Genomic DNA, 13,103 nt, shown 5'->3' with positions numbered 1-13,103 from the left:
GTTTATGGCATGCAGCTGCCACCCAGTCCCTTTTCAAGCTACGACCGCAGAATCACAGACCCCTAGCTAGGAGCCGCACATGGGCCGCAAGAAAGCAAGCACCGCAAAGAACGATTACGCCTCCCTTTCCGAAAGGCAACGCCGCATCCTTAACGTCATCAGCGACGCGGTGATGCTACGCGGCTACCCACCCAGCATCCGCGAAATTGGCGATGCCGCAGGCCTGCAATCCACCTCGTCCGTGGCCTACCAACTCAAGCAGCTAGAAGAAAAGGGCTTCTTGCGCCGCGACCCCAACAAGCCACGCGCGGTCGACGTACGCCACCTCAATACTAACGACGCCGAAAAGAAACCGGGCCGCAAGTCTAAGGAGGCTCCCGATACCTCTGCCAACGGCCCTGAAGAGTCTGCTGCCGTAGCTTATATTCCCGTCGTTGGGCGCATTGCCGCCGGTGCACCGATCACCGCCGAGGAAAATATCGATACGTATTTCCCCATGCCGGACGAGGTCGTTGGAGGAGGCGAGCTTTATATGTTGCAGGTTGTGGGTGATTCCATGCAGGATGCGGGCATCCTCAACGGCGACTGGGTTATCATCCGGTCTCAGTCAGTAGCTGAGGAAGGCGAGTTTGTGGCCGCGCTTCTCGATGGCTCGGAGGCCACCGTCAAGGAATTCCACCGTGACTCTTCTGGCGTTTGGCTCCTTCCGCACAATGATGCCTATCCGCCCATCAACGGCGACGATGCAGAGATTATGGGCAAGGTAGTATCCGTCTTCCGCAAGCTCTAATCCGCGTCAGGCAGGTGTGAGGTCGCTACACGCCGGTTCTTCACTAGCGGCCACTACCTCTGCCCGCATTCTGCGTCCACTTTTTTGAAATGCGTGCTTTCACACCTCTTGCGCTGCCCTGCCTCCCCACTTGGAGAGCAGGGCAATACCAGTTTTACCGTGCCCTATAAAACCAACTTCAACTCGGACTCTTATTGAGAAAGTACCCCCGAAATAACGGATCCGTAAATTAAACACAACTAGGGTTGGCTTTCATCTAGGGGAAATATACCCACCTGACCAGCGGGTTTTATTTAAACCAGACAGTGTCGCAAACCTCAATTTTTGTTTTCGTCCGATTACCGCCGAATTTTGACACAATGGAAGGAGAAATCCCACATCATATGGCTTTCACCGCGCGCCTGTATTCGCAAATGGAGTAAGTGCCCGGCCGAAGGCGAGGAGCAAGGAGGGTCCGTGTACGCAGAGGAGCGACGCCGCCAGATCGCGTCCCAAACTGCAGTCGAGGGTCGCGTCAACGTTACCGATTTATCAGAGCGTTTCGACGTCACCGCCGAAACCATCCGCCGCGACCTGGCCGTGCTGGATAGAGAGGGCGTTGTCCACCGCGTTCACGGTGGCGCCGTTGCTTCACAAGCCTTCCAGACCGCGGAGCTCACCCTCGATACCCGTCAGCGTTCCGCATCGGGGGCCAAGGCGGCTATCGCGCATGCCGCGCTCGATTTCCTCCCTCCGGGCGGCGGCAGCATCTTTTTGGACGCAGGAACCACCATCAATACCTTTGCCGAACTTATCAGCCAGCAATACCCGCAGGCACAGTTCAATATCGTCTCCAATAGCCTGCCCATTGCGCTATCCCTCGCCAATAGTGGTGTACCCGATGTCCAGCTCCTCGGCGGAACCGTACGCGCCATCACTCAGGCCGTAGTCGGCGATACCGCATTGCGCACCATGGCGCTCATGCGTGCCGATGTCGCCTTTATCGGCACCAATGCCCTGACCCTCGATCACGGCTTGTCGACGGCCGATTCCCAAGAAGCAGCCATCAAATCCGCCTTCGTCACGAATGCCCACAAGGTCGTGGTCATGTGCGATTCCAGCAAATTGGGCAACGACTACCTGGTGAGCTTCGCTTCCATTGCCGATATCGATGTCGTCATCACTGACTCCGGTGCGCCGGAATCCTTCGTCGATGCTCTCCGCGAGCGCGAGATAGACGTTGTGCTAGCCAGCGAATAGCTCTGGGCAGACACGCCTTCGCCCTCCCTACCTCGGCTCCAAGGTGGGGAGGGCGAAACTTCATGCCGCTAGTTGAACTTTTCTATCTGCTCCATCGCCGCGGCACGGGCGGCGGACGGGCCCTCGGAGTTGAGGGCGGCATCGGCAAGCTGCTGGCACTGGTCGAAGGTCAGCTCGGCCAATTGGGCACCGACACCGGCGACTGCGGTCGACGCAGCCGACAAGGAATTGACGCCAAGGCCGGTCAATACGCAGGCCAATAGCGGATCGGCGGCAGCCTCACCGCACACGCCAACCGGAACGTTGTATTCGTGCCCAGCGATGCAGGTGTGCTGGATCAGGCGGAGCACGGCCGGTTGCCACGGGTCGGTAAGGTACGCAAGCTGCGGCGACACGCGGTCAGCGGCCATCGTGTACTGGGTGAGATCGTTGGTGCCGATGGATACGAAGTCCAAGTGCGGCATGATCTTATCCGCCATCAGCGCGGCCGCGGGGACCTCAATCATCGCGCCCGCGGTCAGGCCGCGCTCCCGGCACAGCTCCGCAAACCACTGGGCCTCCTTCGAGGTCGCTACCATCGGTGCCATGACCCAGGTCTCTGCATCATCGCCACGGGACTCCGCAGCTTGTGCGATGGCATCCAACTGGCGCGTGAGCAGGGACTCGTTATCGCGGGCAATGCGCAGACCGCGCACACCCAGCGCGGGGTTTTCCTCAGAGGACAACGTGGCATAAGAAATCGGCTTATCGGAGCCAGCATCCAAGGTGCGCACCACGACCTTGGAATCGGGGTAGGCGTTAAAGACCTTGCTGTAGATCTTTGCCTGCTCATCTACAGACGGCTCCTCGCTCGCGGACAGGAACGACAACTCCGTGCGGTAGAGGCCAATGCCCTCTGCCTGCGAGTCGGAGGCAATGCGGGCGGCGTTGCCATCGGCCACGTTGGCCAACAGCTGCACGCGGTGGCCGTCCTTGGTTTGCGCCGGCCCAGTCCATTCGGCCACGCGGGCGGCGCGCTCGCGGTATTCCGCGACCGCCTTGGTGGATTCTTCCTCGTCCGCACCCAGCGTCACGGTTCCGAGCGCACCGTCGACGAAGACGAGCGTGCCGCTTTCGATCTCCCGCAGCTTATTTCCCACGGCGACGATACACGGAATATCGAGCTGGCGAGCGATGATCGCGGTATGGCTGGTGGGCCCGCCCAACTCGGTAACGAGCGCACGGATATGCGCGGTATCCAGGGTGGCTGTATCGGCAGGCGCGAGGTCATCGGCAAAAAGTACCGCTTGGCCTTCCACCATGGGCAAACCGGGCTCCTGCTCGCCGCGCAGCTGGGCGATGACGCGGTCGCGCACGTCCTTCAGATCGGTGGTGCGCTCAGCCATAACGCCGCCGGCCGCCTCAAACATGGTGACGAACTTGTCCGTGGCTCCCACCGTGGCGAACTCGGCATTCTTGCCGGATCGGATGTTCTTGCGCACGGCCTTGTGCCAGCCGCGGTCCTTGACCATGCCGGCGGTTGCGGTCAGCACTTCCGAGGCTTGGCCCTCCGCGGCTGCGGCGCGGTTTTCCAAGCGGCCAGCGACAACATCGACTGCCTCGAGGAAGCGATCGTATTCGGCTTCGCTGCTGGCCTCTTGGTCAATACTTCCTTCAGTAGGCAGCTCCGGGCGGGGGCGCACCCATACGGCTTCTGCATAGGCAACTCCAGCGACAACGCCGGTTCCTTTAACAGTGGACTGAAGCGTATTTTCCATGGCGATACTTCCTTCGAAGATAGCGGCTTATTTATTTCCAGATCATCACAAATCCAACAGAAATGCAATGTATGCCACACGGTTTCTATTGACTTTCCAACACAATCGGGCAAGAATAAACATTAACGGCGGGCTTAAGCGCGAGTTCCAACCGGACCGGACTGCGTGTGGCCCCCAATATACGCACACTGCGAAAGGGATAAGTTCTCGATGATCCTCACGCTCACCCCAAACCCAAGCATTGACGCCACCCTGGCGCTCAATCAGCCTTTAACCTCAGGCGATGTCCACCGAGCCGCCAGTGTTACCCAGGTTGCCGGCGGCAAAGGCGTCAACGTCGCCCACGCCGTGCACCTCGCCGGGAAAGAAACCCTCGCCCTCTTCCCCGCCCGCGCGGCCGATCCCTTCATCAACCTCATCCACGACGTCGACCTCCCCTACGCCCACGTGGACATGGATGGCGGCGTGCGCGTCAATACCACCATCACCGAGCCAGATGGCACGACCACCAAGGTCAACGGCCCTGGCCCGCTGCTTTCCGATGCCACCCAAAACCACCTCATCGCCACCCTTACCCGTCATGCCCAATCCGCCGATTGGGTAGCCCTTGCCGGATCGTTGCCCAAAGGCATTGACGCCGGGTGGTACACCGACCTCATCAAGGAAATCCGGAATGCCGCCCCGCAGGCGCGCATCGCCGTCGATACTTCCGATGCCCCGATGAAAGCCATCGCCGAGCAGCTCGATTCCGCAGCCCCAGATCTCATCAAACCTAACGGTTTCGAACTGGGGCAGCTCACCGGCCAGGATGGCCTCGCCCTCGAGCGCGCCGCTGCGGCCGGGGACTATAGCCTAGTCGTGGAGGCTGCAAGGGATGTCGTGGGGCGCGGCATCAAGGAAGTGCTCGTCACCCTCGGCGGCGCCGGCGCCGTGCTGGTGACCGCAGACGGCGCGTGGGCTGCGACCCCACCTCCCGCCACGGTGAAATCCACCGTTGGCGCGGGTGATGCCGCATTGGCCGGATACCTACTGGGGCACACGCAGGGGAAAGGGCCAGCAAATTCCCTCGCGCTCTCGGTGGCTTATGGCACCGCTGCGGCCGCAAAACCCGGCACCCAATTCCCCAGTCCCGAAGAACTCGATACCGCCCATACCTCCATCTCCGCTCTATAGCTAAAGGAGCCTTCCATCATGGCATCCGATCTCATCACCACAGAACTCGTCGCGCTTGACGCTGACTTTGGCGATAGCGTCGATTCCGTTATCACCAACCTCGCCACTTTGGTGCACGATACCGGGCGCGCAACCGAGGTCGCAGGCCTCGCCCAGCCCGCCATCGACCGCGAGGCCAAGGCCGGCACCGGCGTGCCAGGCGGCGTGGCCATCCCCCACTGCCGTTCCGAGGCCGTCACCGAGCCGACCCTGGCTTTCGCCCGCCTTACCCGCGGCGTAGATTTTTCCGGCCCCGACGGCTATGCCCAGTTGGTCTTCCTCATCGCCGCCCCCGCCGGCGGTGGCAAGGCCCACCTGCAGATTCTTTCCAAGCTCGCCCGCGCCCTCGTCCGCAAGGACTTCCTAGAGGCCCTGCGCACCGCGTCGACGAAGGAAGAAATCGTCAAGGAAATCTTAGCCGTCGTCAACGCGGAAAAGCCGAAGAAGAAAAAGCAGGACACCGCGGAGGCTGCAGCTGGGGCTGCGGAAGGGGCATCGGCAAGCGCGGGTGCTTCGGCGCAAGCTACCCGCATCGTTGCCATCACGGCCTGCCCAACCGGCATCGCGCACACTTACATGGCTGCCGATGCCCTCACCCAAACTGCCGGCGAGCGCGACAACGTCGATCTCACCGTCGAAACCCAGGGCTCGTCCAATAATGAATCGGTCTCGCAGTCCACCATCGATGCTGCCGATGCCGTCATCTTTGCCACGGACGTTGGCGTGCGCGACCGCGAGCGCTTCGCGGGCAAACCCGTCATCGAATCCGGCGTCAAGCGGGCCATCAACGAGCCCGGCAAGATGCTCGACGAGGCCATCGCGGCGGCGAAGAACCCAAATGCCCGAAAGGTCTCTGGCACCGCCTCTTCCTCCTCCGCCGAAGAAGAAGGTAAGTCGCTGGGTTGGGGCAAGCGCATCCAGCAGGCGATTATGACCGGTGTGTCCTACATGGTGCCGTTCGTTGCCGCCGGCGGCCTTCTCTTGGCCCTCGGATTCCTCTTCGGCGGCGCCGATATGGCCAATGGCTGGCAGGCGCTTTCCACGGATTACTCCCTATCCAACCTGCCGGGCAATGACATCATCGTCGACGGTGAGACGATGTCGTTCGAGCATTCCGGCTACTCGCTTTATATAGGCGCGGTGCTTTTTGCCATCGGCCAGGCCGCAATGGGCTTTATTGTCGCCGCACTTTCTGGCTATATCGCCTACGCCCTGGCCGGGCGCCCTGGTATTGCGCCGGGCTTTGTCGGCGGTGCTATCGCTGTGACCCTCGACGCGGGCTTCATCGGTGGCCTGGTCACCGGTTTGTTGGCCGGCTTCATCGCCCTCTGGATTGGCAATTGGAAGGTCCCGCGCTGGCTCGGTTCCCTCATGCCGGTGGTCATCATTCCGCTTTTGACCTCCCTCGTCGTTGGCCTGTCGATGTACCTGCTCTTGGGCGCCCCACTGGCCGCGCTGATGGAGGGCCTGCAAGATTGGCTGTCTTCCATGTCTGGGTCTTCTACCGTAGTGCTCGGCATCATCTTAGGCCTGATGATGTGCGTCGACCTGGGCGGCCCAGTCAACAAGGCCGCATACCTCTTTGCCACCGCGGGGTTGTCCACCGGCGACGCAGCCTCCATGCAAATCATGGCCGCTGTCATGGCCGCCGGCATGGTGCCGCCCATCGCACTGTCCTTGGCAACCTTCATTCGCAAGTCGCTATTTACCCCTGCCGAGCAGGAAAACGGTAAGTCCGCCTGGTTGCTCGGCTTGTCCTTCGTCTCCGAAGGCGCCATCCCCTTCGCCGCGGCCGATCCGTTCCGCGTCATCCCTTCCATGATGGCTGGTGGCGCCGTGACGGGTGCTATTTCCATGGCGCTGTCGGTCGAGTCGCGCGCCCCGCACGGTGGTGTCTTCGTCGCCTTCGCCATCGATCCGTTCTGGGCCTACCTAGTCGCAATCCTCGCCGGCGTGGCGGTATCCACCGTCGCGCTCTTGGCCATGAAGCAATTCTGGCCCAATAAGACCGTCCAGCAAGCTGCGCAAAAGGCTGCTCCAGAGACCAAAACCGGTTCCCAGAACGTGGCGGCATAAACCAAACGCTCGTACACTGGATCACGATAAATTAACTACAGAAAGGATAATTTCCATGGCTTCCAAGACTGTAAAGGTGGGCTCCTCTGTAGGACTGCACGCACGTCCTGCCTCCATCATCGCTGACGCCGCTGGCGAATTCGACGAGGACATCTTCCTGAGCCTCGTTGGTGAAGAAGATGACGATAACGAGACCGACGCCGCTTCTTCCCTGATGATCATGGCCTTCGGTGCCGAGCAGGGCGACGAGGTCACCGTTACCTCTGATAACGAAGAAGCCGTTGAGAAGATCGCCGGCCTCATCGAGCAGGATCTCGACGCTTCCTAAGCGCTGCTGCTCATAACTAGCGTTTAAGCACGACTCGTACGCTCCTCGCCTTGACGGCGGGGAGCTTTTGCGATCCATAGGCGGGTTTCCTAGTGCCCATTGCGCCGGCTATTCAGCTCGCGCGGCGCACAAGCGCGGTCGCTTAGATTTTTGGCCCTGAGCCTGTGGATCGGTGCGGGCGCGCGGATCTTTTTGTGCTAATCCTCTTGTCCCGGATTCTTAGGATGGCGGCCTGTCGTTTTCGTTCGGGCTGCCGGGGTTCGTGGCCCACGGCGGAAGCCAGCGGACCTTTCCTTGTATTCGGGCCAATCGCCCGCGCCGCGGCGGGGCCTGCGGGTCATCATCGTTGACGCCGTTATGGTACGGGCAACAAGTAGCGAGGTTAGCGGCATTGGTATTGCCACCGTGCTGCCAGCTTTCTAGGTGGTGGATCTGGCACTCATCGGCAGGATAATTGCACTTTTCCCAGGGGCATACGGGATTGACGGCGGCTGCCATCAAGCGCTGCTTCGCATTGGCAAACCGGGACGTGCGGTACAAGTTGACCGGCCCTTCAACGGGATGCACAAGCGTGATGTATCCGTGATCGCTTAAGACGCGGCTCGCGAGGTCGGCGCCGCTGATGCGCGAGCCATTGGTGAGCTGCAAGGTTATTTCCTCGCCATCGCCATCAACGATGCGGTCGAGCTCGTCCAAGGTGATGACCACCTGCGTGGTCGCGGTGGTGCGCGCTCCGGACTTCCCGCCGAAGAAGATGGATTTGACCGATTCCAATGGGCGCTCGTTATCGAGGGCAGAGTGCATATCGGCGACGTCGGCGGATTCCCCGGTGATGGTCAACGACCACGGGCCGCGCGGCCGGCGGGTGATCCGCACGCCTTTCTTGGGAGTGCGGGGCGGCTGTAGCTCCCGCAAGAGGTCGCGCGCCCGCTTACGCAAGGCCGTGGCGCTTCCGCGGAACTCACATAACTCGGAGCGTATGGCCCAAGCATCGCGTTGGGTGCGAGCGCGCAGCGCGAACTTTTCGATGAGGCTGAGCACGTCGAGCGGGTGCGTCGTCGAGCGCGCCGTGCGTTGCTTGGCGCTAAAGGCACAGCGGCCAAAATAGACATCGCAAAGATGCACCACCTCGCGCGCGGCGATGTCGCTGGCGCCGCGCTGCACCAAGTCGCGCTCGCTTAAGCCCCGGGCGGCGGCGATGATATCCATACCTTGGCCCAGCGCGGTTAAATAACGGTCGAGTGCGTTCATGCCGCCTAGTACAACGCACAATCCGGCGCAACGGCGACCGCACGCACGAAGGCCTGTGGATTACGCTGCGAACCTTACCGCCACGGCGCTATTTCGCGGCGGGGTCAACAAAGTTATCCACAGATTTTAGTATTTAGCGTCGTGGCCTTCGCCCACGGTTTCGTACAGCCGCCGCATGATGGGATACGCAATGATGATGCCGACAGAACCCCAGGCGATGCCCTCCAGGCTCACCCCTCCCACGGTCAGGGTCAGGTTGCCGATGCCCGCGATCAAGGCCACCGCGGCCGCCGTCAGGTTCACCGGGTTATTGAAGTTGACCTCATTATCCATCCAGATCCGCACGCCCAGCATGCCGATAAGCCCATAGAGCACGAGGGTGGCCCCGCCAAGCACGCCGGTGGGAATGGAGAAAATCAGCGCACCGAACTTCGGGACGAACGCCAGCAAAATAGCGGTCAGGGCCGCAACCCAATACGCGGCCGTGGAATAGACGCGCGTGGCGGCCATAACGCCGATATTCTCTGCAAACGTTGCAACCCGATTCCACTACCAGTGGTTTCACAGTTCCGCAGGTCAGAACCGTCCGAGCATTCAGGTTATTCCGGCCATTCCAGGGGTTCCGGCGTGGCTTGCGGGATTTTTGCGGGATCCTGGGGGTGTCCCCCCACTACCCGCGTTGTGTTCTGCCTTGCGAGCTGGGCGGCTTAGGATACTTTCGTACCCCCTGTGACACGAGATACTGGGAGTTGAATTATGGCTGAGCAGCATAAACCGCCAACCTGGAAAACCGTCCTGGCCTGGGCCTCCATCATCCTCGGGGTGCTGTTGGTGCTCGGAGGTCTCCTCAGCATCGGGAAGGGCGGTGTTGGAACCTTCATCGGTGCGGTCATCATGGGGGTCGCGATCATCTTGCCTGGCGGCTGGTGGATGTACTGTGAGAAGCACGACAGGGACGCTCTGCGGAAGCCGCGAAGGGGGTTGAGAATTACACGTTCTTGTCCGAAGCGGATCGTACCTGCTTGGTAAGCCGCCCGCCGCTGAGAAGGTCAACCGGCGGTGGCCTGTCATTGCCATCGGGTCCATCGTGGGGCTGGTTGTGGGGTCTGCGATTGTCCCGGCGACAGAGAGCGACGTACCCGAGAAGGAGCCTGTGGTGGAGACTCCTACGGCGATGCAGACCTGCGTTGTGGAGGTGACCTCAGAGGGGGCTGTGACCGCAGAGGTCACCCTGACCGAGGTGGTCAACCAGGAGGAGGAGCCAGAGCAGGTTGAGGAGCCGGTGGAAACCGCTGTCGAGGAGAGCAACGACACAGCTGCGGGGGACGTGGAGGAGGCTAACGCTCCGGCCCCTGTGGCGGATCCTGCTCCCGCCTATGAAGCTCCTGTCGCCCCGCCCCTGCAGCATCCACCTACTACAAGAACTGCGCAGCCGTGCGTGCTGCCGGTGCTGCTCCGCTCTACACAGACAGCTCCGGTAACAGCCGCGATCTCGACAAAGACGGCGACGGCGTGACCTGCGAGTAGCCCCACCTAGAAAGGAACCCATCATGCAGTGCACCACTATCCGGCCCCTGGGCGTCTTGATCCCCGCTGCCCTGCTCCTGTCCGCGTGCAGCAGCGCTAATGAGGCCAAGGAGGACATCACCACGACTGCGGAAGCCGCTCCTTCCACCGAGGTGGCTGCGTCCTCGGACCCCACACTGGACACCATCAATGAAGGAGAGCCTTTCACCATCACCTGCGATGGTGATCGGACCTGCGACATTGACGTCACTATCAGCAACGTGGCTCTACATGACCAGTGTCCCCGAGTCGCCAGCTACGTAGACGCCCCACCGAGGAGCAGACCTATCTCACCTTTGACGCGGAGATCGCCGTCAATGAGTACTCCTGGTCGGATAACTTCTCCTTCACCACCGGCGACGCGAAAGTGCTCACGAAGGACGGATATTCGGAGCCGCTGGGCATCGCATTCGATTGCGAATCTTTGTCCCCACAGGGGATAGCCTCACCCGCGTGGGTGAAAACAGCGCACGCAGAACGTCTACGCGGTACCTGCGAACGCGGAAAATCTCACCATCTCACCCCGAGGTGCGACGAAGGCTTGGGTACTGAATCTTCCGGGGGCTCCGGCCCCTGCTCAAGGTGATGACAACACCTCAAAGCTACCCGCGCAACCCGCCCAGCCGGTCGATGACGCCACGGCACCGCCTGCCCCGCCCGTACAGGACACCGGGCAGACCACCTCCCACTGCCTCACCGACCACACCCTTTACCAGCGTGGCACCACGGTATTCACCGACGGCACCACCGGATGGACGAAACAGTGCGCAGCGAAGTTCGACGCCGCCCTGTAGCCCCCTGCAAAACTCCTTACCTGCCCCTGACCTCATGCAAGCCAGGGGCGCTTTCGTACATATCTGACGTGAGGGGAATCTCTTCTTCTCGGTTGTGAAACCTGCGGCGCTACCCTACCATGATTGATATCCCAGTCACACTAGTTAAGGAGGGGACATTAGAATCAAAAGACTACTTGCGGTCAGCCTTAGCGCAGCGGTATTCGGCCCACTCACTAACGATCCCCGCGCAGGCTGTTGACATGCCAGATCCTGCGGTTTGGGGCGCTTGCCCACAAGACGGAGCAAAAGACATTGGCAAGGTGATCCGCACATGGCACGGTGGCCCCTACGGGCCGCCAGAAAACCAGCTTGGCGCTGGCGACATCACCCTGAAATGCGGAACTGAGAACGTCGGATTCCGCCACATTGTCAACCGCCACGGCCCGCAGTGGCAAACACTCGCCGACATCGAGGGACGTAACTGGCGCGACATCGCAGACATGGCGCTCACCAAGAACATCACTAATCCCGATCAAACTGCCCCGCAAGATGGTGGCAAATGGTGTGTCAGCTCAGAGATCTATCTCGTCAACAAGGACTCTGGAGAAGTCGTCAAGACAAAGCGAACAAGGACGATCCTGACCGACAAGCATGAAGTGCTCACCACTTTTCCGACGGATGACGGGTGCAACTGATGTCACCCCAGGCCAACTCCATCAAGGAGCAACTCGTGGCATACTTTGCTAACCACAAGCGGCTCCATCTTATGGAAGATGACGATGGGTTAAGGGTCAATATAGTCCGAGGTCACGCCAAGAACGTAGTCAGTTCCATTCCGATAGCACTAATCGATTCAGAGTGGATAGACTACTTTGAGAGATGCGCTAGGGATGACAACCATCCAATCTCTCTCATGGCTGTACATCTTGACGAAGCCGTATCCATAGCAGTTGAAGCGAAAATGAGTCCAGCAAAAATAGTGCTAGACGGAACCTTCGCTCCCATACCAAAAGGATAAACCCAGCACAGTGGGACACGGGAACATCACCCGTGGCCCTCCGTGCTATGCTTGGATCCCAATGAGAAAATCCCCGATGGCCTGCGCACCACCGGGGAAACAACGGGCCTGTCCCCCACCACGAGGATCAAACACCTCCAAGGAGCATAGCACGGCTATCCAACGCCGCGTCACCAAACCCCGCAAGAAGGCCGACAGCACCTACACCAAAGGCCGCACCCGCTGGGTAGCCCGCTACCGGAACAACATCGACCGGGAGCACTCCAAGACCTTCGACACCGAGAAGCAGGCCAAAGCCTGGCTCCAGGAGCAAGTGCGCGCGCTTCACCGCGAGGAGTGGATCGACCCCAGCCCGCAAGCGCACCGTCCAGCAGATCATGGAAGCCTGGGCTGCCCGGGCCGTGCGCAAGACCCCCGAGACCTCTACCGGATCACCATCAACAACCTTGGCCCTTGGCCTCTACAGGGTGTACCAGCGTGATGTACCCGTGGGAGCTTAGGACCCGGGTGACGAAGTCAGCGCCCCTGATTCGCGAGCCATTGGTGAGCTGCAAGGTTATTTCCTCGCCATCGCCATCGACGATGCGGTCGAGCTCGTCCAAGGTGATGATCACCTGGGTGGTAGCGGTAGTGCGCGCTCCGGACTTCCCGCCGAAGAAGATGGACTTGACCGATTCCAATGGGCGCTCGTTATCGAGGGCAGAGTGCATATCGGCGACGTCGGCGGATTCCCCGGTGATGGTCAACGACCACGGGCCGCGCGGCCGGCCGGTGATCCGCACGCCTTTCTTGGGAGTGCGGGGCGGCTGTAGCTCCCGCAAGAGGTCGCGCGCCCGCTTACGCAAGGCCGTGGCGCTTCCGCGGAACTCACATAACTCGGAGCGTATGGCCCAAGCATCGCGTTGGGTGCGAGCGCGCAGCGCGAACTTTTCGATGAGGCTGAGCACGTCGAGCGGGTGCGTCGTCGAGCGCGCCGTGCGTTGCTTGGCGCTAAAGGCACAGGTTGCGTCCACTAGTGTGGTGTATCTGTAACCCGTGGTAAGCCTCGTGCCGGTGCACAATAAGGCGACCATCACGGGTACCTTTCGAA

12 protein-coding genes and 2 pseudogenes are annotated in these 13,103 nt (G+C 60.9%); 9 read left to right on the top strand and 5 right to left on the bottom strand.

The genetic code is table 11. The features are described from left to right. The first annotated feature begins 79 nt into the window (after positions 1-79). Together lexA and sugR are read left to right on the top strand one after the other, a co-directional pair. Positions 80-790 carry a transcriptional repressor LexA gene (gene lexA, locus ABRP86_RS08070; RefSeq protein WP_349863634.1) on the top strand — a complete coding sequence of 237 codons (711 nt, stop codon included), beginning with the start codon at positions 80-82 and terminating at the stop codon, positions 788-790. 456 nt (positions 791-1,246) lie between these two features. After that, positions 1,247-2,029 (top strand): transcriptional regulator SugR, encoded by a 783-nt coding sequence (sugR, locus tag ABRP86_RS08065; RefSeq protein ID WP_023022711.1) that lies wholly within the window; start codon positions 1,247-1,249, stop codon positions 2,027-2,029. A gap of 68 nt (positions 2,030-2,097) precedes the next feature. Here sugR and ptsP read toward each other — a convergent pair whose 3' ends face one another. After that, positions 2,098-3,786: a phosphoenolpyruvate--protein phosphotransferase gene (gene ptsP, locus ABRP86_RS08060; protein ID WP_349863631.1), complete on the bottom strand. Its 1,689-nt coding sequence runs from the start codon at positions 3,784-3,786 to the stop codon at positions 2,098-2,100. A gap of 210 nt (positions 3,787-3,996) precedes the next feature. Here ptsP and ABRP86_RS08055 point away from each other — a divergent pair, with 210 nt between their 5' ends. Genes ABRP86_RS08055 through ABRP86_RS08045 form a run of 3 tightly spaced genes read left to right on the top strand, consistent with a single transcriptional unit; the run spans position 3,997 to position 7,402 of the window. Further along, positions 3,997-4,959: a 1-phosphofructokinase family hexose kinase gene (locus ABRP86_RS08055; protein ID WP_349863628.1), complete on the top strand. Its 963-nt coding sequence runs from the start codon at positions 3,997-3,999 to the stop codon at positions 4,957-4,959. Between the two features lie 18 nt (positions 4,960-4,977). Further along, a complete protein-coding gene (locus ABRP86_RS08050; protein ID WP_349863625.1) occupies positions 4,978-7,074 on the top strand; it encodes a PTS fructose transporter subunit IIABC in 2,097 nt (698 codons plus the stop codon). A gap of 55 nt (positions 7,075-7,129) precedes the next feature. Then, entirely contained in the window at positions 7,130-7,402 is a 273-nt protein-coding gene (locus tag ABRP86_RS08045) for an HPr family phosphocarrier protein (protein ID WP_349863622.1), read from the top strand. A 219-nt stretch (positions 7,403-7,621) separates the two neighbouring features. Here ABRP86_RS08045 and ABRP86_RS08040 read toward each other — a convergent pair whose 3' ends face one another. Together ABRP86_RS08040 and ABRP86_RS08035 are read right to left on the bottom strand one after the other, a co-directional pair. Beyond that, the gene (locus tag ABRP86_RS08040) at positions 7,622-8,653 is read right to left on the bottom strand and encodes an HNH endonuclease signature motif containing protein (protein WP_349863620.1); all 1,032 of its coding nucleotides are present in this window, start codon (positions 8,651-8,653) and stop codon (positions 7,622-7,624) included. A gap of 126 nt (positions 8,654-8,779) precedes the next feature. After that, positions 8,780-9,187 (bottom strand): annotated as a pseudogene (locus ABRP86_RS08035) (solute carrier family 23 protein); the annotation flags it as partial. Between the two features lie 222 nt (positions 9,188-9,409). On the opposite strand from ABRP86_RS08035, the gene ABRP86_RS08030 reads away from it, so the two are divergent. The 4 genes from ABRP86_RS08030 to ABRP86_RS08015 all read left to right on the top strand — a co-directional run bounded on the left by ABRP86_RS08030 (position 9,410) and on the right by ABRP86_RS08015 (position 12,013). Further along, positions 9,410-9,682: a hypothetical protein gene (locus ABRP86_RS08030; RefSeq protein ID WP_023022726.1), complete on the top strand. Its 273-nt coding sequence runs from the start codon at positions 9,410-9,412 to the stop codon at positions 9,680-9,682. Between the two features lie 405 nt (positions 9,683-10,087). Then, complete coding sequence (locus ABRP86_RS08025; RefSeq protein ID WP_349863618.1) at positions 10,088-10,180, top strand: excalibur calcium-binding domain-containing protein; 93 nt, start codon at positions 10,088-10,090, stop codon at positions 10,178-10,180. Between the two features lie 1,075 nt (positions 10,181-11,255). Further along, complete coding sequence (locus ABRP86_RS08020; protein WP_349852783.1) at positions 11,256-11,690, top strand: hypothetical protein; 435 nt, start codon at positions 11,256-11,258, stop codon at positions 11,688-11,690. A 35-nt stretch (positions 11,691-11,725) separates the two neighbouring features. Then, a complete protein-coding gene (locus ABRP86_RS08015; RefSeq protein WP_156904618.1) occupies positions 11,726-12,013 on the top strand; it encodes a hypothetical protein in 288 nt (95 codons plus the stop codon). Between the two features lie 127 nt (positions 12,014-12,140). Here the strand turns inward: ABRP86_RS08015 and ABRP86_RS08010 are convergent, their stop codons facing one another. Both ABRP86_RS08010 and ABRP86_RS08005 read right to left on the bottom strand, forming a co-directional pair. After that, on the bottom strand, positions 12,141-12,422 hold the full coding sequence (locus tag ABRP86_RS08010) for a hypothetical protein (protein WP_023022733.1): 282 nt from the start codon (positions 12,420-12,422) through the stop codon (positions 12,141-12,143). 28 nt (positions 12,423-12,450) lie between these two features. Then, a pseudogene (locus ABRP86_RS08005) lies at positions 12,451-13,103 on the bottom strand (HNH endonuclease signature motif containing protein); the annotation flags it as partial.

The sequence above is a fragment of the Corynebacterium sp. KPL3927 genome (assembly GCF_040225835.1).
Classification (GTDB): domain Bacteria; phylum Actinomycetota; class Actinomycetes; order Mycobacteriales; family Mycobacteriaceae; genus Corynebacterium.
The sequence above is the reverse complement of the archived record's forward strand: the minus strand, read 5'-3'. Positions and strand labels throughout refer to the sequence as shown.